Origin of the sequence: Hymenobacter artigasi (genome assembly GCF_012275535.1) — a bacterium.
Taxonomy (GTDB): domain Bacteria; phylum Bacteroidota; class Bacteroidia; order Cytophagales; family Hymenobacteraceae; genus Hymenobacter; species Hymenobacter artigasi.
This window is the reverse complement of sequence record NZ_JAAVTK010000020.1, coordinates 40,270-64,928: the sequence shown is the minus strand read 5'-3', so window position 1 is coordinate 64,928 and position 24,659 is coordinate 40,270. Positions and strand designations below refer to the sequence as shown.

General features: G+C 59.6%; 17 protein-coding genes. 14 read left to right on the top strand and 3 right to left on the bottom strand.

What is annotated here, in order from left to right; genetic code table 11:
- Window positions 1-229 precede the first annotated feature (229 nt).
- From HBN54_RS21175 to HBN54_RS21130, 10 genes are all read left to right on the top strand, one after another.
- Window positions 230-646 carry a hypothetical protein gene (locus HBN54_RS21175; RefSeq protein ID WP_168675233.1) on the top strand — a complete coding sequence of 139 codons (417 nt, stop codon included), beginning with the start codon at window positions 230-232 and terminating at the stop codon, window positions 644-646.
- A 147-nt stretch (window positions 647-793) separates the two neighbouring features.
- Window positions 794-5,374 carry a CusA/CzcA family heavy metal efflux RND transporter gene (locus tag HBN54_RS21170; protein WP_168675232.1) on the top strand — a complete coding sequence of 1,527 codons (4,581 nt, stop codon included), beginning with the start codon at window positions 794-796 and terminating at the stop codon, window positions 5,372-5,374.
- A gap of 150 nt (window positions 5,375-5,524) precedes the next feature.
- Window positions 5,525-6,709, top strand: a complete 1,185-nt coding sequence (locus HBN54_RS21165; RefSeq protein WP_168675231.1) for an efflux RND transporter periplasmic adaptor subunit — start codon at window positions 5,525-5,527, stop codon at window positions 6,707-6,709.
- 143 nt (window positions 6,710-6,852) lie between these two features.
- Window positions 6,853-7,524: a WbqC family protein gene (locus HBN54_RS21160; RefSeq protein WP_168675230.1), complete on the top strand. Its 672-nt coding sequence runs from the start codon at window positions 6,853-6,855 to the stop codon at window positions 7,522-7,524.
- Between the two features lie 186 nt (window positions 7,525-7,710).
- The gene (locus tag HBN54_RS21155; protein ID WP_168675229.1) at window positions 7,711-10,326 is read left to right on the top strand and encodes an ATP-dependent Clp protease ATP-binding subunit; all 2,616 of its coding nucleotides are present in this window, start codon (window positions 7,711-7,713) and stop codon (window positions 10,324-10,326) included.
- Window positions 10,327-10,432: 106 nt separating this feature from the next.
- Window positions 10,433-11,089, top strand: a complete 657-nt coding sequence (locus tag HBN54_RS21150) for a Uma2 family endonuclease (RefSeq protein WP_168675228.1) — start codon at window positions 10,433-10,435, stop codon at window positions 11,087-11,089.
- A 219-nt stretch (window positions 11,090-11,308) separates the two neighbouring features.
- Window positions 11,309-13,453: a S9 family peptidase gene (locus HBN54_RS21145; protein ID WP_235955646.1), complete on the top strand. Its 2,145-nt coding sequence runs from the start codon at window positions 11,309-11,311 to the stop codon at window positions 13,451-13,453.
- A 210-nt stretch (window positions 13,454-13,663) separates the two neighbouring features.
- The gene (locus HBN54_RS21140; RefSeq protein WP_168675227.1) at window positions 13,664-15,232 is read left to right on the top strand and encodes an acyl-CoA carboxylase subunit beta; all 1,569 of its coding nucleotides are present in this window, start codon (window positions 13,664-13,666) and stop codon (window positions 15,230-15,232) included.
- Between the two features lie 117 nt (window positions 15,233-15,349).
- Complete coding sequence (locus tag HBN54_RS21135) at window positions 15,350-16,420, top strand: M42 family metallopeptidase (RefSeq protein ID WP_168675237.1); 1,071 nt, start codon at window positions 15,350-15,352, stop codon at window positions 16,418-16,420.
- Window positions 16,421-16,620: 200 nt separating this feature from the next.
- Window positions 16,621-17,343, top strand: a complete 723-nt coding sequence (locus tag HBN54_RS21130) for an ABC transporter substrate-binding protein (RefSeq protein ID WP_317170262.1) — start codon at window positions 16,621-16,623, stop codon at window positions 17,341-17,343.
- Here the strand turns inward: HBN54_RS21130 and HBN54_RS21125 are convergent.
- The gene (locus tag HBN54_RS21125) at window positions 17,327-18,571 is read right to left on the bottom strand and encodes a 3-phosphoshikimate 1-carboxyvinyltransferase (protein WP_168675226.1); all 1,245 of its coding nucleotides are present in this window, start codon (window positions 18,569-18,571) and stop codon (window positions 17,327-17,329) included. The genes HBN54_RS21130 and HBN54_RS21125 overlap by 17 nt on opposite strands.
- 149 nt (window positions 18,572-18,720) lie before the next feature.
- On the bottom strand, window positions 18,721-19,761 hold the full coding sequence (aroB, locus tag HBN54_RS21120; protein ID WP_168675225.1) for a 3-dehydroquinate synthase: 1,041 nt from the start codon (window positions 19,759-19,761) through the stop codon (window positions 18,721-18,723).
- Between the two features lie 100 nt (window positions 19,762-19,861).
- Between aroB and HBN54_RS21115 the strand changes: the two genes are divergently transcribed.
- Window positions 19,862-20,320: a hypothetical protein gene (locus HBN54_RS21115; protein ID WP_168675224.1), complete on the top strand. Its 459-nt coding sequence runs from the start codon at window positions 19,862-19,864 to the stop codon at window positions 20,318-20,320.
- A 41-nt stretch (window positions 20,321-20,361) separates the two neighbouring features.
- Here the strand turns inward: HBN54_RS21115 and HBN54_RS21110 are convergent, their stop codons facing one another.
- Entirely contained in the window at window positions 20,362-21,489 is a 1,128-nt protein-coding gene (locus tag HBN54_RS21110; RefSeq protein WP_168675223.1) for a chorismate mutase, read from the bottom strand.
- Between the two features lie 148 nt (window positions 21,490-21,637).
- Here HBN54_RS21110 and HBN54_RS21105 point away from each other — a divergent pair, with 148 nt between their 5' ends.
- The 3 genes from HBN54_RS21105 to HBN54_RS24085 all read left to right on the top strand — a co-directional run bounded on the left by HBN54_RS21105 (window position 21,638) and on the right by HBN54_RS24085 (window position 24,527).
- Window positions 21,638-22,837 (top strand): proline dehydrogenase family protein, encoded by a 1,200-nt coding sequence (locus HBN54_RS21105; RefSeq protein WP_168675222.1) that lies wholly within the window; start codon window positions 21,638-21,640, stop codon window positions 22,835-22,837.
- A gap of 259 nt (window positions 22,838-23,096) precedes the next feature.
- The gene (locus HBN54_RS21100; protein ID WP_168675221.1) at window positions 23,097-23,465 is read left to right on the top strand and encodes a hypothetical protein; all 369 of its coding nucleotides are present in this window, start codon (window positions 23,097-23,099) and stop codon (window positions 23,463-23,465) included.
- A 210-nt stretch (window positions 23,466-23,675) separates the two neighbouring features.
- Complete coding sequence (locus HBN54_RS24085; RefSeq protein WP_317170261.1) at window positions 23,676-24,527, top strand: hypothetical protein; 852 nt, start codon at window positions 23,676-23,678, stop codon at window positions 24,525-24,527.
- Window positions 24,528-24,659: the final 132 nt, after the last annotated feature.

Below are 24,659 nucleotides of genomic sequence, written 5' to 3'. Positions count from 1 at the left end.
TCAGCCTCAAACGCAAGCGTAAGCAAGCGGCCTACGACAATGAGTACCTCCGGCGACTACTGCAAAATGCCTGATATTTGGTGCGGAAGCCCTAGCCGGAATGTGCCAAGGCATCTGCATAACCGTGCCGTTCTTTGTGCGCTGCTCCCATTCGCAGCCACGACTTAAGATTCACTTAATTCGCCGGTTGCGGCAAACTTTCATCCGGCCCGGCCGTTCCTCCCCCGATATGCGCGCACCACTTGCCTTCTTCCTGGGAATACTGATGCTGCTGGGCAGCTTCGTGCCCGAGAATGATTTGGGCGAGCTGGCCAAGCTGCCGCAGCTGGTCGAGCATTACCAATACCACCACTCGGCGGCGGGCGGCGGGTTGAATTTCGGCCAGTTCATTGCCGAGCATTATGGTGCGGGCACGAAGCATTATGCCGGCTGTTCGCTCTCTCCACGCCACCAGCAGGACCATCACAACCTGCCCTTGCGCTGCCACCACGGCTGCGTCACGCTCAGTTTTGTGGTGGCTCCCGTTACCCGGCTGGTATTTGCGGCCCGGTCCGAAATGGCCGTTGCGCCGGCTTATCGCGCTGCCGCCGCGCCGCGCTACGCCTTCACTTTTGGCAGCTTGCTGGGCCAGCCGCCCCGAGCCTAGCCCCGCCGCGCCCCCGGACGCAGTGTGCCCGTGCCTGAATCGGCTTCGGCTCCAAATCCCGGCCCCTCCCCTCTCTTATTGGATTTTCAGCGCCTTCCGGGCCGGCCACTGGCTGCGTCTGGACGACGCGACCTTGCACCGTATCGCATGATTTCGGCAATTGTTAATTTCAGCATTCGTAATAAGCTGCTGGTGGCCCTCATGCTGGCCGGGCTGGTGGCCTGGGGCGTGTTTTCGGCGGCCAGCCTGCCGCTCGACGCCATTCCGGACGTCACCAACAACCAAGTTCAGGTTATCACCCAAAGCCCCGCGCTGGCGGCGCAGGAGGTCGAGCAGCTCATCACCGTTCCGCTCGAACTACAGCTGCGCACCATCCCGGGCGTCACGGAAATCCGGTCTATTTCCCGCTTCGGGCTGTCGGTGATTACCGTGGTATTTGAGGAAGACGTGGACACCTACCACACCCGGCAGCTGGTGGCCGAGAAGCTCAAAGTGGCTGAGGCCGACCTCGGGCAGGGCATTGGCTCGCCGGGCATGGCCCCCATCACTACCGGCCTGGGCGAGATTTATCAGTACACCATCAAAGTTAAAAAAGGCTACGAGAAGCAGTATGGTCTGGCCCAGCTGCGCGAGGTGCAGGACTGGCTGGTGAAGCGCCGCCTGGCCGGCGTGAACGGCGTGGTGGACGTGAGCAGCTTCGGCGGCTACGTGCGGCAGTACGAAGTGAGCGTGGACCCGGCCCGCCTGGCCGGGGCGGGCGTGAGCATGGCCGAGCTCTACGAAGCCCTGCAGGCCAACAACGGCAATGCCGGCGGCAGCTACCTGGAGCGCGGCCCCCGGGCATTTTTCATTCGGGGCGAGGGCCGGGCCACGTCGCTGCAGGACATCGGCAACATCGTGGTGAAGCCCGTGGCTACTCCTGGCAGAGGTGGCGCGCCGCTGCTGGTGCGCGACGTGGCGGCCGTGCGCTTCGGCCACGCCGTGCGCTACGGAGCCATGGACCGCGACGGCCTGGGCGAAACCGTGGGTGGCGTAGTACTCATGCTGAAAGGTGCCAGCTCCGAAGTCACCATTAAAAACGTGAAGGCGCGGGTAGCTGAAATTCAGCAATCAATGCCCAAAGGCCTCGAAATAGAGCCCTTCCTCGACCGCACTAAGCTGGTGGACAAGGCCATTCACACCGTGGTGAAAAACCTGATTGAGGGCGGCGTAATTGTGGTGCTGGTGCTGCTGCTGCTGCTCGGCAACCTGCGGGCCGGACTGGTGGTGGCGGGCATGATTCCGCTGTGTATGCTCTTCGCGCTGGGCATGATGCGGACCTTCGGCGTATCGGCTAACCTGATGAGCCTGGGCGCGTTGGACTTCGGCCTCATTGTAGACGGGGCCGTGATTATCGTGGAAGCCGTCATCGCCCACCTGCTGCACGAGCGCCTCAAAGCCGCCCACGAAACCATGGACGACATCACCGAGGGCGTGACCAACCGGCTCATGCGCTCGGCCCTGTTCGGCCAGCTCATCATCCTGATTGTGTACCTGCCCATCCTCTCGCTCACGGGCGTGGAGGGCAAGATGTTCCGCCCCATGGCCCTCACCGTGAGCTTCGCCATTCTGGGCGCCATGATTATGTGCCTGACCTACGTGCCGGCCGTCACGGCCTGGGCCCTGAAGAAGAATATCAGCGAGAAGCCCAATCTGGCCGACCGCATCGTGGGCTTTCTGCACAAGCTGTACGACCCCATTATCCGGGCGGCGCTGGGGGTGCGCTGGCTGGTAGTGGGCGTGGCCCTGGGGCTGCTGGTGCTGGGCGGCTTCGTGTTTTCGCGGCTCGGTGGCGAGTTTATTCCGCAGCTCGACGAGGGCGATTTTGCGATGAACGTGACGCTGGCCCCGGGCTCTTCGCTGGAAGAAAGCATCCTGCTCACCAGCCGGATTCAGCGCATTCTGAAAAGCAAGTTCCCGGAAGTCATTCAGATTGTGGGCAAAATCGGCACCTCGGAAATCCCCACCGACCCCATGTCGCTGGAAGATTCCGACCAGATGATTATCCTGAAAGACCACGCCGACTGGACCAGCGCCAGCACCCGCGAGGAGCTCGCCAACAAGATGCAGGCGGCCCTGGCCGGCGTGCCCGGCGTGAGCCTGGAGTTTCAGCAGCCCATCCAGATGCGGTTCAACGAGCTGATTTCGGGCGTGAAGTCGGACGTGTCGGTAAAGATTTACGGCGACGACCTCGACATCCTGAAAGCCAAGGCCGACGAGGCCGCCGCGCTCATTGCCCCGCTGCAAGGTGTGGGCGACATTAAAGTGGAGCAAATCATCGGCCTGCCCCAGCTGCGCGTGACCTACGACCGCGCCAAGCTGGCCCAGTACGGCCTGCGCGTGCGGGACCTGAACACGCTGCTACAAACTGCTTTTGCGGGCCAGACCACCGGCCAGGTATACGAAGGCGAGCGCCGCTTCGACCTCGTGCTGCGCCTCGATTCGCTGCACCGCCGCGGCCCCGACGACCTCAACCAGCTCCTGGTGTCGCTGCCCGGCGGCAGCCAGATTCCCCTCAGCGCCGTGGCCACCGTGGCCCTGAAACCAGCCCCAGCCCAAATCTCCCGCGACGACGCCCGCCGCCGCGTCAACATCGGCGTGAACGTGCGGGGCCGCGACGTGCAGAGCCTGGTGCAGGACATCCAGGGCAAGCTGAAAAGTGGGCTGCGCCTGCCCGCCGGCTACAGCATTGTGTACGGCGGCCAGTTTGAGAACCTGAACCATGCCAAGGCCCGTCTGGCCGTGGCCGTGCCGGTGTCACTAGTCCTCATTTTTATGCTCCTGTTCCTGGCGTTCCGCTCGGTGAAGGAGGCGTTATTGATTTTCACGGGCATTCCGCTGGCGGCTATTGGCGGCGTGCTGGCGCTGGGTATTCGGGGAATGCCATTCAGCATCTCGGCTGGCGTGGGCTTTATTGCGCTGTTTGGCGTAGCTGTTTTGAACGGAATTGTGCTGGTAGCCAGCCTAAACGAGCTGGCCACGGCCGGCGTGAACAAAGTGCGCGAGCGGGTGCTGCGGGCTACCCAGGAACGGTTCCGGCCGGTGCTGCTCACGGCAGCGGTGGCCTCGCTGGGCTTCCTGCCCATGGCCCTGTCCGGCTCGGCCGGCGCGGAAGTGCAGAAGCCGCTGGCCACGGTGGTTATCGGCGGACTGATTACGGCCACGCTGCTCACGCTGGTGGTGCTGCCGGTGCTCTACACCTTCTTTATGAAAGACGACGAGCCCAGCCCCGAAGTAGCCGCCGAAGAAGCGGAGGAGGCAAAAATCAAGGAACAAACCGGCAGCGAGCCCGCCACTGCAACTGATGAAAAGTCGGGTTCGCCGGAAGGCAAATCGAAGCCGGCCAACCAACCCAAAAGCGAAGCTGAGCGCGTGGCCGAAGAAAAAGCAGAACTGGAAAAGAAGAAAACCGAAGCCTCAAAACCGACCGCCCCTGATTCCAAAGTCGCTGGTGCGACAGGCATTTCGGCGGTAGCCTTACTTATGCTGGTAGCCCTGGCGGCCCTGTTGCCCGCTACTGCCCACGCCCAAAAAGCGCCGACCGATGCGCCGCTCAGCATCTCGCAGGCACTGAGTACCGGCCTGGCGCAAAGCCCGCTGGTGCAGTCGGCCAACCTGCAGGCCCAGCAGCAGGCGGCGCTGGCCCGCACCGGCTACGACCTGCCGCGCCTGGTGTTCGACTACCAGTTTGGTCAGATTTCAGGCCCGCTCAACGACCATAGCTTCAACGTGCTGCAACAGTCGGCCTTCCCCACCGTGTATGGGGCGCAGCGCCAGGTACTGCAAACTACGGCCGAGGCTGGCACCATCCGCGCCCGTGCCCAGCGCCGCGAGCTGAGCCGCAGCATCCGTTCGGGCTACTATAACCTCCTGGTAACCTACCGCCTCACGGCCCTGCTGCGCCGGCAGGACAGCCTGTACCAGCGTGCCGCCCGGGCCGCCCGCATCCGTTACCAGGTGGGCGAAACCAACCGCCTGGAGCAGGTGTCGGCCGAAGCCCGCGCCCGCGAGCTGCAAAACCGCCTCGCCACTCTGCGTTCCGAGCTGCTGGTGCAGCGCCGCCAGCTGGCCCTGCTGTTGGGCCAGCCCAATCTGGCTAGCATCGACACCACCGGCAGCCCCCGCGCCGTGCTGCTCGCCACCGATACGGCCTCTCTCACGCCCGCCGCCAACCCCACGCTGGCCCTCTACCAGCAGCAGCTCACCCTCAGCCAGCAGCAAAGCCACCTCGAAAAGCTCCGCCGCCTGCCCGACCTACGCGCCGGCTACTTCAACCAGACCATTAATAAAGAGCGGGGCTTCAGCGTGGCTCAGGCCGGCATTGCGGTGCCGCTGCTAGGCGGAGCCCAACGGGCCCGCATCGCCGCCGCCAAAATCGGCGAGGAAGCCGCTCAGGTGCAGCTGGCTTATGCCAACACGCAATTCAGCACCCAGCTCAGCACTCTACGTCAGCAGCTGACCCGCGCCCAGGCCTCACTGCTTTATTACGAGAACTACGGGCTGCCGCAAGCCCGCCTTATCCTCGACACGGCCGAAAAGAGCTTCCGCGCCGGCGATATCGAGTACGTGGAATACGTGGTAAATACCCAGCCTGCCTGGCAGATTCAGGAGTCCTATTTCGAGCAGCTGCGGCTATACAATGAGCTGGTGGCCAACATTCAGGCCCTGGCCGGGACTGATGCGCCTTGATTTAGTTGACAGACAAAAAGAACGTCGTGCTGAGCGGAGCCGAAGCATCTCGCGTGCAGTAGTAATCAAGATTATGGCAACGATGCGAGCGAGTTGCTTCGGCTCCGCTCAGCATGACTGTTCCAATAAACTCATAGAGAAACCCCTCCCATGAAACTCCTCCCCTACGTCGCTCTCCTCCCCTTCCTCATCGCCTGCGGCAGCAAATCCGACGAAGCCGCCGACAAACCCGCCCCGCCCCCCTCCCGGGCCCCCAACGAAGTTTTCCTCAACACCGCGCAAGTGAAGGCGGCCGGCATCGAGCTCGGCACTTTCACCCGGCGCGACCTCGGCACCGAGGTGCAGGCCACGGGCCAGATTGACGTGCCGCCCAGCCACCGCGTGTCCGTCACGGCCATCATGGGCGGCTACGTGCAGCAGTTGCCCGTGCTGCCCGGCCAGTATGTGAAGCGTGGCAGCGTGCTCGCCACCCTGCGCAGCCCCGACTATCTCAAGCTGCAGCAGGACTACCTCCAGAGCCAGGCCCGCATCGTATTTCTCCAACAGGAAACCAGCCGCCAGCAAATCCTCAACGACGAAGACGTGGGCGCGCGGCGCAAGCTCCAGCAGGCGGCCTCCGAGTTGCGCACCGAGCAGGCCGCTGCTGGCAGCCTTGCCGCCCAGCTTCGCCTCATCGGCCTGAACCCGGGACGCATCACCCCCGGCAACATTCGGCCCAGCGTGCCACTCGTCGCGCCCATTGGCGGCTACGTGAAGGCCGTGCTGGTGAACAACGGCCAGTTCGTCAACCCGCAGGATGTGCTGGTTGAGTTGGTCGACCGCTCCGATTTGCACCTGGAGCTGAAAGTTTTTGAGCGCGATATCGCCAAGGTGAAAGTGAACCAGGACATCCTGTTCACCGTGCCGGCCCAAGGCGCGGGAACCCGGCCCCTGCCCGCCACCGTCTTCCTCGTGGGCAAAGCCTTCGACGACGATGGCCGCACCGTGAGCGTGCACGCCCACCTGCACGACACCGGCCCCGATGCCGCCGCCACCGCCACCCTGCTGCCCGGCCAATACGTCAGTGCCCGCATCATCACCGGCCGCACACCCCAGCGCACTCTGCCCGAAGATGCCCTCGTGCCCGGCGGCGAAGTCAGCTACGCGTATTACCAGGTAAAATCCGATGCCAAAGGCAGCACTTTCCGCCGCTTCAGCCTCCGGCCCGGCGCTACCGACCAGGGCCAAGTAGCCGTGCGCCCACTGGATAAGCTGGCCGATACCACGCATCTGGTAGTCAAGGGTGCTTATTTTTTGGATGCCGAGCGGAGCAAAGGCCAGGGCGGCGACGAGTAGCCGCAACGAACACCGTTAGGCAGGAAGAGCGTCATGCAGCGCGCAGCGAAGCATCTTTACCGCAGCAGTAATCATTTACTATTGCAGTAAAGATGCTTCGCTGCGCGCTGCATGACGTTCTTTATATTGCTACACTGCCCCACATGATTCTACTCACCGAACTCCACTACCACCCCCCGGCGGCCCTTTTCGCGGCCCTCATGCCCGCCGATGGCATCCTCCTCGAAGCCCACGAGCACTACCGCAAGCAAACCTACCGCAACCGCTGCCTTATTCGCACGGCGCAGGGGGTAAAGCCCCTAACCGTGCCCGTGCTCGACGGCAACCGGGCCGAAAAGGTCAGCGTTTCGGCTATTGAGATTGACTACCGCCAGAACTGGATTCACCAACACTGGCGCACGCTCCAAACCGCCTACGGCAACAGCCCGTATTTTGAATATTACGCCGACTATCTGCACGATATTTACGTAAGCAAGCCAGTGTTGCTTTTCGACTTAAACCAGCAGTTTTTGCGTTTATTGCTGAAGTGCTTCCGCATTACCCTGCCCCTGCACCTCACCACCGAGTACCACGCCGAGTATTCCAACAACTCCCCCCTTCCTACCCTCCTACCCTCCTACCCTATCCTCGACCGGCGCGACTGGCTGACACCCAAAGCCGCCACCAAAACGCCCGGACCTGACACTCCGGCAGCCTCCGAGCTGGTACGGCCCTATCCGCAGGTGTTTGGCCCAGGTTTTGAGCCCAACCTGAGTGTGCTGGACTTGCTGTTTTCGCAGGGCCCGGCCGCCGGCAGTTTTTTTAATGTGCGGTAAGCTTTAGCTTATCGGCCGACGTAAGACGCATCAACGTCCTTATTTCCCACGGCAAGCTAAAGCTTACCGCACATTGCCCGAACCTTCGCCCGAACCGGCTTGTTTGTAAGCCATATCGGCCCAACCCGTACATCGTGTTACTCGCCCGACGCGGGGCTTATTTGATTTTTCACTACGTTTATTGGCATGGAAGCTAAATTCTCAAACCGCGTCAAGGAGGTGATTTCCCTCAGTCGGGAGGAAGCAATCCGTCTCGGCCACGATTACATCGGCACCGAGCACCTTCTACTCGGCATGATTCGCGAAGCCGAAGGCACCGCCCTTGGCCTGCTGCGCAAGCTGGGCGTGAGCATCGACGAGCTAAAATTCTCACTCGAACAGGCCACGCGCAATACGGCTACGCAGGGTACCAGCATTACCGGCTCGATTCCGCTCACTAAGCAGACCGAGAAGGTGTTGAAAATCACCTACCTCGAAGCCAAGATTTTCAAGTCGGAAATCATTGGTACCGAACACCTTCTGTTGTCCATCCTGCGGGACGAAGACAACATTTCTTCCCAAATTCTCAGCAAATTCAACGTGAACTACGAAACTGTGCGCGACTCGCTGGATTACCATGGTAACGCCGGCGCTGCCCCGCAAAACCGCACGCCCGATACGGACGACGACGATAACGACAAACTCTTTGGCTCGTCGGGTCCCGGCGGGCGTGGCGCGGGTACCGGCGCTGGTGCCGGAGCCAAAAAGCCCGGCGAAAAATCGCGCACTCCGGTGCTCGATAACTTCGGCCGCGACCTTACCAAGCTGGCCGAGGACGACAAGCTTGACCCCATCGTGGGCCGCGAAAAGGAAATTGAGCGCGTAGCCCAAATCCTGAGCCGCCGCAAAAAGAACAACCCCATCCTCATCGGTGAGCCCGGCGTGGGCAAAACGGCCATCGCCGAAGGCCTCGCCCTGCGCATCATTCAGAAAAAGGTAAGCCGCGTGCTTTTCAACAAGCGCGTTGTGACCCTCGATTTGGCTTCGCTGGTGGCCGGCACCAAGTACCGCGGCCAGTTTGAGGAGCGCATGAAGGCCGTGATGAACGAGCTGGAGAAGTCGCCCGACGTGATTCTCTTCATTGACGAGCTGCACACCATCGTGGGTGCTGGCGGGGCTTCGGGCTCGCTCGACGCTTCCAACATGTTCAAGCCGGCCTTGGCCCGGGGCGAGATTCAATGCATCGGTGCCACTACGCTGGACGAGTACCGTCAGTACATCGAGAAGGATGGTGCCCTGGCCCGTCGTTTCCAGATGGTGATGGTGGACCCCACCACGCCCGAGGAAACCATCGAAATCCTGCACAACATCAAGGACAAGTATCAGGACCACCACCACGTTGTGTACACCGATAAGGCCATTGAGCAGTGCGTGCTTTTGTCGGACCGCTATATGAGCGACCGTTTTCTGCCGGACAAGGCCATCGATATTCTCGATGAGGCCGGTGCCCGCGTGCACATCAACAACATCGTGGTGCCCGAAGACATTCTCACGCTCGAAGAGCAGATTGAGAACATCAAAGGCGAGAAAAACCGCGTGGTGAAATCGCAGAAATACGAGGAAGCCGCCAAGCTCCGCGACACCGAGAAGAAGCTGCTGGACCAACTCGAAACGGCCAAGAAGAGCTGGGAAGAGGAAACCAAGAAGAAGCGCTACACGGTGAAAGAGGAAAACGTGGCCGAGGTTATCGCCATGATGACCGGCATCCCCGTTTCGCGCGTGGCTCAGAACGAAAGCCAGAAACTCCTCAACATGAACGAGGAGCTGCAGGGCAAAGTAATTGGCCAGGACAAAGCCATCAAGCAGTTGGTGAAAGCCATCCAGCGTACCCGCGTTGGCTTGAAGGACCCCAAGAAGCCCATCGGCTCGTTCGTATTCCTCGGCCCAACGGGCGTGGGTAAGACGGAGCTGGCCAAGGTACTGGCCACTTACTTGTTCGACAAGGAAGATGCGCTGGTGCGCGTGGATATGTCGGAGTACATGGAGAAATTCAGCGTGTCGCGCCTGGTGGGCGCGCCTCCCGGCTACGTGGGCTACGAAGAAGGCGGCCAGCTGACGGAAAAAATCCGCCGCAAGCCGTACTCGGTTATCCTGCTCGATGAGATTGAGAAGGCGCACCCGGACGTGTACAACCTGCTTCTGCAGGTGCTGGACGACGGTATCCTGACCGATGGTCTGGGCCGTAAGGTGGACTTCCGCAACACCATCATCATCATGACCTCGAATATCGGGGCACGTGACCTGCAGGACTTCGGCGCCGGCATCGGCTTCGGCACCAAGGCCCGTCAGGACAATTTGGACGAGCTGACCAAGGGCACCATTACCAACGCCCTGAAGAAGACCTTCTCGCCCGAATTCCTCAACCGTTTGGATGACGTCATCGTCTTCAATTCGCTGGACAAAAAGGATATTCACAAAATCATCGACATCAGCCTGGCCAAGCTCCTCTCGCGGGTGCAGGCCCTCGGCTACCGTGTCGAACTGACCGAAGCGGCCAAGGATTTTGTGTCGGACAAAGGCTACGACCCGAAATATGGTGCCCGTCCGTTGAACCGTGCTATCCAGAAGTATATCGAAGACCCGATTGCTGAGGAAATCCTCAAAGCTCAGGTCGTACACGGCGATGTTATCACCGCCGACTACACCGAAGGCGCTGAAGAGTTGGTTTTCTCCGTTACCAAGAGCGGCGAGGTCCAGAACCTCGCCAGCGACGAGCGCCCGGCCGACAAGCCGGAAACGCCCGACGCGGACGCGAAGAAGTAAGCCTGTAGCACATGCGTTAGCCTGTGCCAGTTAGCAGAAGCCGGTTCCAGTAATGGGGCCGGCTTTTTTCGCTTATTTTTACCATACATCCTCTAGCATAGTACTCATGTCTGCTGCCCGTTCGCAACCGGAACCACCCGTTGTTCCTCCCAAAACCTGGTACAGCCCGGAAGAGTACCTCGCCTTCGATAACGCCGCTGAGGGCCGGTTTGAGTACGCCGATGGCCGGATTACGCCCGTCGGCGCGCCGGGCATGGTCAACGTACTCGACCCGACCTTTCGGGCTGGGGCCACTCCCGCGCACTATCGCATCCAAAACCGGCTTATAGGATTATTATTTAGCCGATTGGCCTCTGGCTGCGAAGCTGCTTCCAGCGATGCCCGCGTGCACATTCCCATCACCCGCGCCTACGCGTACCCTGATGTCGTTATCGTATGCGGCAAGCCGGAATATCACGACCCGGACGCGGCCCTGCCGTCGCTGCTAAACCCAAGGGTGCTCATCGAAATTCTCTCCGATTCTACTGCCGATTATGACCGGATTGGCAAATTTATGCGCTACCGCAGTATTGAGTCGCTGCAGGAATACGTGCTGATTGACCCGCGCACGGTGGCCGTGGAGTTGTTTACGCGCCAGGAATCGGGCGGCTGGAATTACTCGCCGGCCAATGATTTACAGGAAACGCTGACGCTGGCCAGCGTAGGTTGCCACATAGCGCTGGCCGAGCTTTACGCCGGGCTGTTGCCGACAGATGAAGTATAGTAGCCGCTGCCAGCGGCTCGGGTCAAACAGCAGTTGTTTGGGCCGACTCATTTCTCAGCAGGACATATTTAAGTATTCGTGCAGCAATAATTGCATGCCCCGGTCGGACCGAAAGGCCCTGTTCGCATACGAATACTCCCACATGAATACTTCATGTAAAATATCGTAATATACAAGTTACTTTCGAGCGCTCTTTTTCAATTAATCTTTCTTTCTGTGATGAATTTTGTACAACGTGCCGCACTAACCGGGGCTGGCATTGCCCTGAGCAGCGGCGCAATGGCGCAATCGGCCCCGGTGGCCCCCATTAAGCCCAAAGTATTTACCGATTTCGGTATTAACCGCACCGATAACTACTACTGGCTGAACCAGCCCACCGACCCGGCCGTCCTCAAATACCTGGGCGCGGAGAATAGCTACTACGACCAGCAAATGGCTGGCACCAAGGCAAACCAGAAGAAGCTGGCCCTGGAAATCAAAAACCGCATTAAGCAGGAAGACGCCTCGGAACCGTACCGCGACAACGGCTACTACTATTACTCGCGCTACGAGTTTGCGTCGGAATACCCGGTGTACTGCCGCAAAAAAGGTAGCGTTATCAATCCGGAGGAAATTCTGCTGAATGGGGATGAGATGGGCACCGGCCAGACCTATTTCCAGATTGGCGACTGGGCCGTGAGCGACAACAACCAGTTGCTGGCCTTTTCGGTGGATACGGTGAGCCGCCGCCTCTATACGCTGCGGTTTAAGAACCTCGCCACCGGCAAAAACTACCCCGAGCGCATTGCCAACACCGGCGGCGAAGTGGTGTGGGCGGCCGATAACAAGACGGTTTTCTACACCAAAAAGAACGTGACCACGCTGCTGCCCTACCAGGTGTACCGGCATGTGTTGGGTACCGACCCCAAGGCCGATGCGCTGGTGTATGAGGAGCGCGACAACACGTTTAACGTGCACGTAAACCGTTCGAAATCCCGGAAATACATCGGTATTGAGCTGGCCAGCTCGCTGTCGTCGGAATTCCGCTACGTAGACGCCAACTTGCCCACCGAACAGCCCAAGGTATTTCAGCGCCGCGAGAAAGGCCACCTCTACCAGGTTGAGCACCTGGGAGATAAGTTCTACATTCGCACCAACTGGCAGGCCCCCAACTACCGCCTGATGACCACGCCCGTGGCCACCACTGGCAAAGCCACCTGGACCGATGCCCTGACCCGGCACCCCGAAATTTTCCTCGATAATTTCGAGCTGTTCAAAGAGTATCTGGTACTCAATGAGCGCAAGGGCGGCCTGCGCCAGCTGCGCGTAGTGAGCCTGAAAGACAAGCAGGAGCATTACCTGCCGTTTGAGGAGCCTGCCTACACCGCCACCATTGGCGTGAACCGGGAACTGGACACGCCCGTGCTGCGCTACAACTATACTTCGCTCACCACGCCGCCGTCCATTTTTGAGTACGATATGAGCACGCGCACCAGCACCCTGCTAAAAGAGCAGCCGGTACTGGGCAACTACAATAAATTCGACTACGTGACGGAGCGCGTATTCGTGAAGTCGCGCGATAACAAGTTCATTCCCATGTCCATCGTGTACAAGAAGGGCACGAAGCTGGACGGGACCGCGCCGCTGCTGCAGTACGCCTACGGCTCCTACGGCTTCTCGCAGGACCCCACCTTCAGCGCCGCTCGGCTGAGCTTGCTGAACCGGGGCTTCGTGTACGCGCTATGCAACATTCGCGGGGGCCAGGAAATGGGCCGGCAGTGGTTTGAGGACGGCCGCATGCTCCACAAAATCAACAGCTTCACCGATTTTATCGACTGTTCTATCTACCTCACTACGCCGCAGGTTTCTACCACAGGAACGGCCAAAGGCAAGCAGCAATTTACCGCCACCGACAAGCTTTTTGCCATGGGCGGCAGCGCCGGCGGCCTGCTCATGGGCGCGGTGCTGAACATGCGGCCCGACCTCTACAAGGGCGTCATCGCGGCCGTGCCGTTCGTGGATGTGGTCACGACGATGTCGGACCCCAGCATTCCGCTCACTACCAGCGAGTACGACCAGTGGGGCAACCCCGCCGAAGAGGATTACTTCAAGTATATGCTCTCGTACTCGCCTTATGACAACGTGAAGCGCCAGGCATACCCCAACATCCTCGTCACCACCGGATTGCACGACTCGCAGGTGCAGTATTACGAGCCTGCCAAGTGGGTAGCCAAGCTCCGAGCCATGAAAACCGACAAGAACCTGCTGCTACTGCACACCGACATGGCGGCAGGCCACGGCGGGGCCTCGGGCCGCTTCAAGTCGATTGACGACACGGCTCGGCAATACGCGTTTATGATGATGTTGCTGGGGAAGAATTTGTAGTCCTGTCGGAGTAAAAGAACGTCATGCCGAGCGCAGCCGAGGCATCTCGCGTGCTACCACCAATTCATACGATTGGATTACTGCCCCACGCGAGATGCCTCGGCTACGCTCGGCATGACGTTCCTTTTGTGAGTTCCGTAATCTACCCGTAACCTACCTTTGGGACCCAACTCCCGCGCAATCATCCCACCCGCGCGCTAACCCCTGCTCATGCCCGACCCGCACGCCCACGCCCACCTGTCCAAAACCGATTTGCTGGCCCGCAAAAACGAAGAAGCCCTCCTCGGGGGCGGCCAGGCCCGCATCGATGCCCAACATAAAAAAGGCAAGCTCACCGCCCGCGAACGCGTTGATTTGCTGATGGACGAAGGCTCCTTCGAGGAAATCGGCAAGTTTGTGATGCACCGCTCCAAGGACTTTGGCCTGGACAAGGAACACTACCTCGGCGATGGCGTGATAACGGGCTACGGCACCGTGAATGGCCGTCTGGTGTACGTTTTCTCGCAGGATTTCACAGTATTCGGCGGCTCGCTGAGTGAGACGCACGCCGAGAAAATCGTGAAAATCATGGACCTCGCCATGAAGAATGGCGCGCCCGTGATTGGCCTCAACGACTCGGGCGGGGCGCGCATTCAGGAGGGTGTGGTGAGCCTTGGTGGCTACGCCGACATCTTCTACAAGAATACGCTGGCCAGCGGCGTGGTGCCGCAGCTTTCGGCCATTATGGGGCCGTGCGCAGGCGGCGCGGTGTATTCGCCGGCTATCACCGACTTTATTCTGATGGTGGAACACACGAGCTACATGTTTGTGACCGGCCCCAACGTGGTGAAAACCGTGACCCACGAAACCGTGACCAGCGAGGAGTTGGGCGGCGCCAGCACCCACTCGGCCAAGAGCGGAGTGACGCATTTCTCGTGTGCTAACGAGGTCGCGGCCATCACGCACATCAAGCAGCTGCTGAGCTATATGCCGCAGAACTGCGAGGAAACCGCGCCCGCGCAGCCCTACGATGCCGGCAGCGACGAAAGCCGCCCGGTGCTCGACAAGCTGATTCCCGACAATGCCAACCAGCCCTACGACATGCGCGAGGTGATTGAGGGCATTATCGACGCTGATTCTTTCCTGGAAGTGCACCAGAATTTTGCCGAGAATATTGTGGTGGGATTTGCGCGGCTGGCGGGCCGTAGCATCGGTATTGTGGGCAACCAGCCGGCCGTGCTGGCCGGCGTGCTCGACATCAACGCCAGCACCAAGGCCGCGCGGTTTGTGCGCTTCTGCGATGCGTTCAACATCCCGCTGCTGGTGCTGGAGGACGTGCCCGGCTTCCTGCCCGGCACCGACCAGGAGTGGCGCGGCATCATCACCAACGGGGCCAAGCTGCTCTACGCCTTCTGCGAAGCCACCGTGCCGCGCATCACCGTGATTACCCGCAAAGCTTACGGCGGCGCGTATGACGTGATGAACAGCAAGCACATCGGGGCCGACATGAACTACGCCTGGCCCACCGCCGAAATCGCCGTGATGGGCGCGAAAGGCGCGGCCGAAATCATCTTCAAGCGCGAAATAGCCGCCGCCGAAAACCCCGAAGCCAAGCTCCAGGAAAAGGTGGACGAGTACCAAGAGAAGTTCGCTACGCCCTACCGTGCCGCCCACCGCGGCTTTGTGGACGAAGTAATTCTGCCCTCGCAGACGCGCCAGAAACTGATTCGCGCCTTCAAAATGCTGGAAAACAAAGTGGATACCATGCCTCGTAAGAAGCACGGCAACATTCCGCTGTAGATTCGCTTGTCATGCTGACGAAGGAAGCATCTTATCACGGCTGCTTTCGTTAGATTTAGCTTTTTAGACGGCGTAGAAGTGATAAGATTCTTCGCTGCGCTCAGAATGACAGATAACATGCGTCCCGAATCGTTCGAATTCCTCCAAAGCTACCTCAACAACCCCTCCCCCACCGGCTTCGAAAAAGAAGGCCAGAAACTGTGGCTGGAGTACATCAAGCCGTATATCGACGAGTATTTCGTGGATACCTACGGCACGGTGGTGGGCGTCATTAACCCCGATGCCAAGTATAAAGTCGTCATCGAAGCGCACGCCGATGAGATTTCCTACTTCGTGAATTACATCACCAAGGAAGGCTACCTCTACCTGCGCCGCAACGGCGGCTCGGACCCGTTGGTGGCTCCGAGTAAGCGTGTCAATATCTTCGGCGAAAAGGGCATTGTGAAGGGCATTTTCGGCTGGCCTGCCATCCACGTGCGTAAGGTAGAGCAGGACAAGGCGCCCACCATTGAAACCGTGTTTCTGGACTGCGGCGCGAGCAGTGCCGACGAGGTGGCCGAAATGGGCATCCACGTGGGTTCTGTCGTGACGTTTGAGGACGAGTTCACGGTGCTGAACGGCAAGTTTTACGTGGGCCGGGCGCTCGACAACCGCGTGGGCGGCTTCATGATTGCCGAGGTGGCCCGCATGCTGAAGGAGAACAACAAGACCCTCCCCTTCGGCCTCTACATTGTGAACGCAGTGCAGGAGGAAATTGGCCTGCGCGGAGCCGAGATGGTGGCCCACCGCATCCAGCCTGACGTGGCCATCATCACCGATGTGACGCACGACAGCCAGTCGCCGATGTATGAGAAGAAGACGGCCGGCGACATCAGCTGCGGCAAAGGCCCGGTGATTACCTATGGCCCGGCCGTGCAAAACAACCTGCGCGACCTCATCATCGACACCGCCAAGGCCTCGGAAATTCCGTTCCAGCGCGCCGCCGCCACCCGCGCCACCGGCACCGACACAGATGCCTTTGCCTACTCCGGCTCGGGCGTGGCTTCGGCCCTTATTTCACTGCCCCTCAAGTACATGCATACCACCGTCGAAACCGTGCACAAGGACGACGTGGACAGCGTGACGCGCCTGATTTACGAGACGCTGCTGCGCATCGAGGACGGGCAGGACTTTCGGTATTTCAACTAAGGCGTTTAACTAACGGTCTGTCATCCTGAGCTTGCGAAGGACCTTATCACGGCTGAGCGAGTGCCTCAACGTAATAAGGTCCTTCGCAAGCTCAGGATGACTATTTTTATATGGACCTGCCAACCATTCCCTCGCTGCCCCTTAACGTGACCGACCAGATGGGCCGGCGCGTGGCGGTGCCGTTTCCGCCGCAGCGCATTGTGTCGCTGGTGCCCTCGCAAACGGAATTGCTCTTTGATTTGGGGCTGGGTGCGAAAGTGGTGGGCGTAACCAAATTCTGCATCCATCCGGCCGAGGCGCGCACGAGTGCCAGCGTTGTTGGCGGCACCAAAAATTTCGCTTTTGAGAAGATAGCCACGCTGAAACCCGATTTAATTATCGGCAACAAAGAAGAGAATTACCGGGAGGGAATAGAGCAATTAGCCGCAAGATACCCGGTCTGGCTGAGCGATATCAGCAATCTGGCCGAGGCGCTGGACATGATTCGGCGCGTCGGTCTTATTGTCGGCGCGAAGGAGAAAGCCGCAATAATGGCCGAAACCATTGCAGCATCTTTTACCGCTTTGGCTACTCCCGACGCTTCTGCGGCCGCGCCCATTTCCGTTGCCTATTTCATCTGGCGCAAACCCTACATGGTGGCTGCCACGGGCACTTTTATCGACGACATGCTGCACCAGGCGGGCTTCACCAACGCCTTCGCCGGGCTGGGCCGCTATCCTGAAATTAGCGCGGAGCAGCTAGCGCAGGCAGCTCCGCAGCGCATTTTCCTTTCGTCGGAACCCTACCCTTTCGCGGCGAAGCATGCGGCTGAATTTCAGCAGCTATGCCCCGCCGCGAAGATTGAGATAGTTGACGGCGAATTATTCAGCTGGTATGGCAGCCGCTTGCTGAAATCGGCCGCCTATTTTACTCAGCTTCCGTAACAACGAAGCCGCTTTTAGACAGTTCTTTCCAGAATTGCGGGTAGGACTTGCGCACTACCGTGGGGGCTTCCATGCGGAGGGCCCCGCGCAGGGCCAGCGGCGCGAAGGCCATGGCCATGCGGTGGTCGTGATAGGTGGCCACCAGCTGGCCGCTCACGCCAAACTCCCGGGATTCGGCTCGGAAGCGACCTTCGCCGAGGTCGCGCAGGTCGCCGCCAAATTTGGCCAGTTCGGTTTGCAGGGCCGCAATGCGGTCGGTTTCCTTGATGCGCAGGCTTTCGAGGCCGGTCATGTCCACGGGCCGGTTGAGGGCGGCGGCTACCACGGCCACGGTCTGGGCAAGGTCGGGGCAGTCGGTGAAATCGAGGGTTTGAATTCCGGTCTGGGCGGCGAGGGGCATCTGGCGCAGGTGCACACCATCGGGCAGGAACGTCGTTTCAACCCCGAATTGCGTCATCATTCCGACAATGGCTTGGTCGCCCTGCAGCGACTCACGGCGCAGGCCGGGCAGCGTTATCTCGGAGCCCGCCGGGGCCAGCGCCACGAACGAGTACCAGTAGCTGGCCGCCGACCAGTCCGACTCAATCGTGTAATCGGTGGGCCGATACTGCCCGGGGCGCACCGTGAGCACGTCCCCGGTGGCCGAGTAATCGGCCCCGAAGCGCTGCATCAGCGCCACGGTCATGTTGATGTATGGACGCGAGCCAATGTGGCCGGTGAGCGTGAGGCGCAGGCCGCCGGGCAGGCGCGGCCCCACCATCAGCAGTGCCGAAATGTACTGGCTGCTGATGTCACCGCGCACGGATAACTCGGTAGGTTCCGTCGTTTCGGGAGCCGCCGCAAAACCGGCGATTTCCAGCGGTGGATAGCCGTCATTATTCAGGTAGTTGATGCTGGCTCCGGCCTGGCGCAGCGCATCCACGAGCACGGCAATGGGCCGCTCCTGCATGCGGGCGGTGCCGGTGAGGCGGCCGCGCCAATTCGTAACCGTCAGGTACGCCGTAAGAAAGCGCATGACCGTGCCGGCATCTTCGGCGCTGAGCTCAGTGGTGCCGGGCGCGGCAGCCAGCAGGCGCAGCATCAGTTGGGTGTCGTTGGCATCGGAAAGGTTGCCGAGGGTGCCGCCGCCCGCCAACGCTTGCAGGATGAGGGCGCGATTGGCTTCGCTTTTAGAAGCCGGGAGTTGGGCGGTGCCGCGTAGCGGCCCGCCGGGCCAGGATAGGTGCATAAGGATTGTGCGGTAAGCTTTAGCTTGCCGTGGGTAGCATTGGTAAGCAGGTAGTCAGCAATCAGATTTCATCCACCTAAAAATCAGTCAATTGATTTCTGTCTGACTACTTGATATGATAAGACGGCAAGCTAAAGCTTACCTCACAATTACAGCCGGTTGTAGTACCGCAGCGACTCGGCGATTTCGGCCACCGTCACCGGCTGGTCATACACGCCGTGGCCGATGCCTTCGAGCAGCGTGCAGTTGATGGTGGCCCCGGTGTTTTTCTTGTCCTGCCGGGCAAAGTCGGCAATGGCTTCGGTTTCGAGGCTCACGAAATCAATTTTATCGAATACCGAGAACACGAAGGTTTCGATTTTGTCCAGCGCGTCCGCACCCAGCAGGCCGTGCTGCATCGATAGCCAGCTTTCACAGACAATACCGGCGGCCACGGCCTCGCCGTGCAGGGCCTCGCGGCCGGGCTGCGTGAGCAGGTAGCTTTCGAGGGCGTGGCCCACGGTGTGGCCGAAATTGAGCAGCTTGCGCGGGCCGGCTTCGAGCGGGTCCTGGGCCACGATGCGCTGCTTGAGGGCCACCGACTCGCGGATGATGGGGGTCCAGTCATCGGTGAGCCAGCCCAGGCGGCGGTTGGTGTCGAAGGCTTCGGCATCGGCAATGAGCCAGTGCTTGAGCACTTCGGCGTAGCCGGATTTAAGCTGGCGCGGGTCGAGGGTTTGCAGGAATTTTGGCTCAACGAAAACGCCGGCCGGGGCCTGAAACACGCCCAACTGGTTCTTATAGCCCTGGAAATCGACGCCGGTTTTGCCGCCCACGCTGGCATCTACCTGCGCCAGCAGCGTGGTGGGCACCTGCACGAACCGGATGCCGCGCTTGTACAGTGCCGCCGCGAAGCCGCCCAAATCGGTGACCACGCCACCGCCCAGGTTCACCAGTACGGCGAAGCGGTCGGCGCGCTGCTCCGTGAGCATGCTCCACACGGTATCGCAGCTGGCCAGGGTTTTATACTCTTCACCGGCGGGTATTTCGATGAGCTTATAATCGACCGGCAGGTGCGGTTCCAGCAGCGGCAGGCACAAGCGGGCGGTATTGCTGTCGGCCAGTACAAATACCTGGCTCACGGCCGGGCGATACAGTAGTTCGGCCAGCGCGGGCAGGGCCTCGGGGCCAATGATGACGGAATTATCCATGGGGCAAAAGTCGGCACAAAAAGTTGTGAGCCGGTGCAACCATTCGTTAGGCGAACCGGTCAAAAATGTACACCGTTGTTTAATCCTTATTTTCGGCAGTATGCATCACTCCATCCACACGCTTGCCACGGCCCTGCTGTTAAGCCTGGCTGGCCTTTCTGCCTGCTCGAAAGACACGGCAACTCCCACTACGGCATCTACTCCGGAACAGCTGTTGGTAGGCCAGTGGCAGCAGACAACTTCGACCAATGGAATGACAGGGCGAACCAGTCCGGCTGACCCAGCCCAGCGGCTCAAACTTGTTTTCACCGCTGCCGGGCAGTTGACCATGCTGCTCAACGGCACAGTGGTGAATACCACGCCGTATTCGCTGGTGAAACGTCAATCCATGCTCACTCAGCAACTTGAAACCTACTTAGTAACCGACCCTGGTAATACGCAGGTATTGCAAACCGTGCGGGTTGATGCCAATACGCTGGTTCTCGCCATTGATGCATATGATGGCCCCAGCGCGACTTATCAACGCCGGATACTGGGTTCAAATAGCTTGTATTGGTGATAGTTGTGACACATTGAAGGAGAAATCTGCTTTGCTCTCCGTTACAGTCCCGGCCCGAGGTGTTCCACGCCGTCCACCTGCGGGCGGCCGTTGAGCACTTCGGTTTGTTTGCGGATGCTTTCGATGTGAATGAGCTTGTAGAGCTCGGCCACGAACTTGTCGTTCACGTTCAGTTTAGTGGCCCATTCGGTGCGGGTATTGAAGATTTCCTGCCAGCGGTCGAATTGCAGGATTTTCACGTTGTTTTCCTTCTTGTATTCGGCCAGTTCCTCCACCAGGGCCATGCGGCGGGCCAGGGCTTCCACGATTTCGCGGTCGGCCTCGTCCATTTTCTGGCGCAGCTCTTCTGCTTTGTTCAGGTACTCGGCATTGTCGCTGGAGCGGTAGCGGTACTTCAGCTCATTCAGGATTTCGCCCAGGCGCTGCGGGGTCACCTGCTGCTCGGCGTCGCTCAAGGCGTGGTCGGGGTCGGGGTGGGTTTCGATGATAAGGCCATCGTAGTCGAGGTCGAGGGCCTTCTGGGAGATGGGCAGCAGCAGGTCGCGCCGGCCGCCAATGTGGCTGGGGTCGCAGATGAGCGGGATGTGCGGAAACCGCGTTTTCAGCTCAATAGGCAAAATCCAGGTGGGTGCGTTGCGGTAGCGGCTGGGCGCAAACATGCTGAAACCCCGGTGGATAGCCGCCAAATCCGTAATTCCGGACCGCTCCAGGCGTTCCAGCGCACCGGCCCAGAGGGCCACATCGGGGTTCACCGGGTTTTTCACCATCACGGGCACGCCGGTACCGGCCAGCGCATCGGCCAGCTCCTGCACGGCGAAGGGATTCACGGTAGTGCGGGCCCCAATCCAGAGCACGTCGATGCCGTGGCGCAGGGCGTCTTCTACGTGGCGCGGGGTGGCCACTTCAATGGCCGTCGGGATGCCGGTTTCGGCCTTCACGCGCTGCAGCCAGGGCAGCGCCACCGCGCCCATTCCCTCAAACGAGCCTGGCCGCGTGCGCGGCTTCCAGATGCCGGCCCGGAACAAATCAATCTTCCCCAATGCCTTCAGGCCGTGGGCCGTGGCCAGCACCTGTTCCTCGGTTTCGGCCGAGCAGGGACCGGCGATGATAATAGGCTGGCCTTTCTGGGCCAGCAAGCGGGTGAAATACGTATCAGTAGCGGGGAGCATTCTGCGAAAGGGACAAATAATAGCCAACGGCCAATCAGCCGCCGAAAAGCCCGGCAAACGTAACTCGTTTCCCCGAAACGTTGTTTACCTTCTACCTTCGCGCCCTGTTCTCATCCGGCCCAATTCCCACGTGTTTTAGTTGCAGCTTATGTCTATTGCCCCCCCTACTCTGGCCCCGCCCGTTTCCTTCGAAGACACCCGCGTAGCCTTCGCGTCCAAGTCCGATGCGCAGCTGCGCAAGGTGTATGCCTTGTTCGCGGCCATGAACAACGGCAGCCTCGTAAAAACCGGCAGCGGCCTCATGAAAGCGGCCCTGAAGTGGAATCTGCCCGGCACGAAGTTCCTCATCAAGCACAGCATTTTCGAGCAGTTTTGCGGCGGCGAAACCATTGCCGAATGCCGCCCCGTGACGGCCGAGCTGGGCAAATACAACATCGGCACCATCCTCGACTACTCGGTGGAAGGCGAAGGCAGCGACCAGAGCTACGACCGCACCCGCGATGAAATTCTGGCCACCATCGACGAGGCCCATCGCTCGGCCCACATCCCGTTCTCCGTCTTTAAAGTAACCGGTGTGGCCAACGTGGCCATTCTCGAAAAAATCCAGGCCGGCCAGCTCCTCACCGCCACCGAGGAAACGGCCCACGCCCGGGCCGTAGCCCGCGTGGAGGCCCTGTGCGCCCGCGCCCATCAGCACGGCGTGCGCCTGTTTGTGGATGCCGAAGAAAGCTGGTTTCAGCACACCATCGACCTGCTGGCTTATGACATGATGGCCAAGTACAACCGCTCGACGGCCATTGTGTGGAATACGTACCAGCTCTACCGACACGACCGCCTCGAAGCCCTGCAGGCCGCCCACGACGTGGCGGCCGAAGCCGGCTACTACATCGGGGCCAAGCTGGTGCGCGGTGCCTACATGGAAAAGGAGGCCCGCGTAGCCAAACAGCGCGGCCAGCAAAACCCCATCAACCCCACCAAGCAGGCCACCGACGACCTCTACGACGAGTCCCTGCGCTATTGCATCGAGCACGTTGACCGCATCAGCATTTGCGCCGGCACGCACAACGAGGCTAGCTCGCTGCTGCTCACCCAGCTCATGCAACAGGCCCACCTTGCGCCCAACGACCCGCGCGTGTGGTTTGCCCAGCTCTATGGCATGAGCGACAACCTCACCTACAACCTGGCCAATGCTGGCTACAACACGGCCAAATACTTACCCTACGGCCCCGTAGCCGCCGTGATGCCCTACCTACTGCGCCGCGCCGATGAAAACACAGCCATCGCCGGCCAGAGCAGCCGGGAGTTTTTGCTGATTCAAAAAGAAATTCGCCGCCGCAAAAGGCATTAATTCTGAAGGAAATCTGAAGATATAAAAAGCAATAATTCTGTAAGTTATCCACCTGAATTTTACACAAGATTCAGGTGGATAAAACACCCTTTCTGGCATTAAAAAGGGGCGCTATAGAATTTTAGGAACGATTGTGGCATGCACAAAGCCGCAAGACTGTGGATTACTGACAAAGCTGCAACCGGTACATTGCGTTCGGCAGTTAAAAATCACTAATTTTCAGCCCCAAAACGGTTTTTTGTTCATTTGTAACCCTGCCATGATTGGTCGTATTCGCAAGTATTTAATTCGCTATTCCCGGGTGCAAACCGGTACCGTGAGCTACCTCACGCTGGTACAGGAAGCCGAATTGGGGCTCAACCTGGAAATTTCGCACGAAAAATCACGACTCAACGAAATGTTGGCCGAAATATCCACCGCTGAACACGAGGCCGGCCGTCCCCCGCTCAGTGCGTTGGTGAAAGTGCAGGGCTCAAAAGGCCAGGGCGACAACTTTTATAAGCTGTGCGAAAAAATGGGAATGGGCGAGTGGCGCAGCCTCAAACAGGATGAGGATTTTCTCAAAGGCCTCATCCGTGACTGCCGGGATTTCTGGGGCGATGAAGAAAATTTTCAGAAATTTTCCTGAGTTGTTTGAAAGAAAGTAATTTCATAACAGTGCATTCATAATGAGCAGCTTGCCATATGAATGCACTGTTTTTTTGTGCCCACCAGTTAGTATAGAAAGCGGAATGAATAGAATTAGGGCCTGCTGTAACCCCCGTTGAGGCGGCTCCGTTGAAGGGACATATCCAGCTCGCTATGACTGGACTTCTTTCTCACATTCTATTCCCTTCCCATGAACACTAACGATTCGAACAACCCGCAAAACACTGGCACCGGCGCAGGCTCTAACTACGGCACCCAAAATACCGGTACCGGTATGGGCAACAGCACCGGCCTCAGCAACGAAGGCACCAGCTACAACGCGGGCACCGGCTCTACCTCGGGCACGGGCGTTTCTTCTTCCTCGGGAGCCAGCGTTTCCAACGCTGTTGACGGCGATGATTTCAGCGCTACTGCTAAAGGTGGTGCTATGGCCGGCACGGTTGGTGCCGCAGTAGGCCGCGCCGTTGATGGCGTGCAGAACACGGCCGACAGCGCCGCCCACGCCGTAACTGGCGAGCCTTACCGCGATGGCTCTTCGATGAGCGGCATGTTCCGCGACCGTAGCAGCGCCGAGAAGGCCTACAGCGCCCTGCACTCGCGTGGCTATGGCAAAGACGACGTTAACCTGCTGATGTCGGACGAAACCCGCAAAACCCACTTCGGTGATGACACCGTGCACACCGACCTCGGCGACAAAGCCATGGAAGGTGCCGGCGTAGGCTCGGCCATTGGTGGCACGGCTGGTGCTATCATCGGCGCAATTGCTGCAATTGGTACTTCGGTAGCGCTGCCCGGCCTGGGCCTGATTATTGCCGGTCCGCTGGCTGCTGCTTTGGCCGGCGCTGGTGCCGGTGGCCTCACGGGTGGCCTGGTAGGCGCCCTGGTGGGCTCGGGCATTCCCGAGGAGCACGCTGCTGAGTACGAGAGCGGCATCAAAGACGGTGGCATTGTGATGGGTGTGAAGCCCCGCAACGCCGACGACGCCAAATATTTCGAAGACGAGTTCCGCCGCAACAACGGCGACAAGATTTACAAGTACTAGTCTCGTCGCAGGTTCCGGCCTGTTAGTCATCAAAAAAGCCTTTCCCGTCTGGGAAAGGCTTTTTTATTGCAACCTTCAGTCAATTTGAGGGGTTTGTAGATTAGTAGTTGCTTATTGGCAGCCATTTGTAAA

Bases quoted from the DNA above. Each gene is read 5' to 3' on its own strand.
- HBN54_RS21175 (WP_168675233.1), top strand. From the start codon at position 230: ATGCGCGCACCACTTGCCTTCTTCCTGGGAATACTGATGCTGCTGGGC.
- HBN54_RS21170 (WP_168675232.1), top strand. From the start codon at position 794: ATGATTTCGGCAATTGTTAATTTCAGCATTCGTAATAAGCTGCTGGTG.
- HBN54_RS21165 (WP_168675231.1), top strand. From the start codon at position 5,525: ATGAAACTCCTCCCCTACGTCGCTCTCCTCCCCTTCCTCATCGCCTGC.
- HBN54_RS21160 (WP_168675230.1), top strand. From the start codon at position 6,853: ATGATTCTACTCACCGAACTCCACTACCACCCCCCGGCGGCCCTTTTC.
- HBN54_RS21155 (WP_168675229.1), top strand. From the start codon at position 7,711: ATGGAAGCTAAATTCTCAAACCGCGTCAAGGAGGTGATTTCCCTCAGT.
- HBN54_RS21150 (WP_168675228.1), top strand. From the start codon at position 10,433: ATGTCTGCTGCCCGTTCGCAACCGGAACCACCCGTTGTTCCTCCCAAA.
- HBN54_RS21145 (WP_235955646.1), top strand. From the start codon at position 11,309: ATGAATTTTGTACAACGTGCCGCACTAACCGGGGCTGGCATTGCCCTG.
- HBN54_RS21140 (WP_168675227.1), top strand. From the start codon at position 13,664: ATGCCCGACCCGCACGCCCACGCCCACCTGTCCAAAACCGATTTGCTG.
- HBN54_RS21135 (WP_168675237.1), top strand. From the start codon at position 15,350: ATGCGTCCCGAATCGTTCGAATTCCTCCAAAGCTACCTCAACAACCCC.
- HBN54_RS21125 (WP_168675226.1), bottom strand. From the start codon at position 18,571: ATGCACCTATCCTGGCCCGGCGGGCCGCTACGCGGCACCGCCCAACTC.
- aroB (WP_168675225.1), bottom strand. From the start codon at position 19,761: ATGGATAATTCCGTCATCATTGGCCCCGAGGCCCTGCCCGCGCTGGCC.
- HBN54_RS21115 (WP_168675224.1), top strand. From the start codon at position 19,862: ATGCATCACTCCATCCACACGCTTGCCACGGCCCTGCTGTTAAGCCTG.
- HBN54_RS21110 (WP_168675223.1), bottom strand. From the start codon at position 21,489: ATGCTCCCCGCTACTGATACGTATTTCACCCGCTTGCTGGCCCAGAAA.
- HBN54_RS21105 (WP_168675222.1), top strand. From the start codon at position 21,638: ATGTCTATTGCCCCCCCTACTCTGGCCCCGCCCGTTTCCTTCGAAGAC.
- HBN54_RS21100 (WP_168675221.1), top strand. From the start codon at position 23,097: ATGATTGGTCGTATTCGCAAGTATTTAATTCGCTATTCCCGGGTGCAA.
- HBN54_RS24085 (WP_317170261.1), top strand. From the start codon at position 23,676: ATGAACACTAACGATTCGAACAACCCGCAAAACACTGGCACCGGCGCA.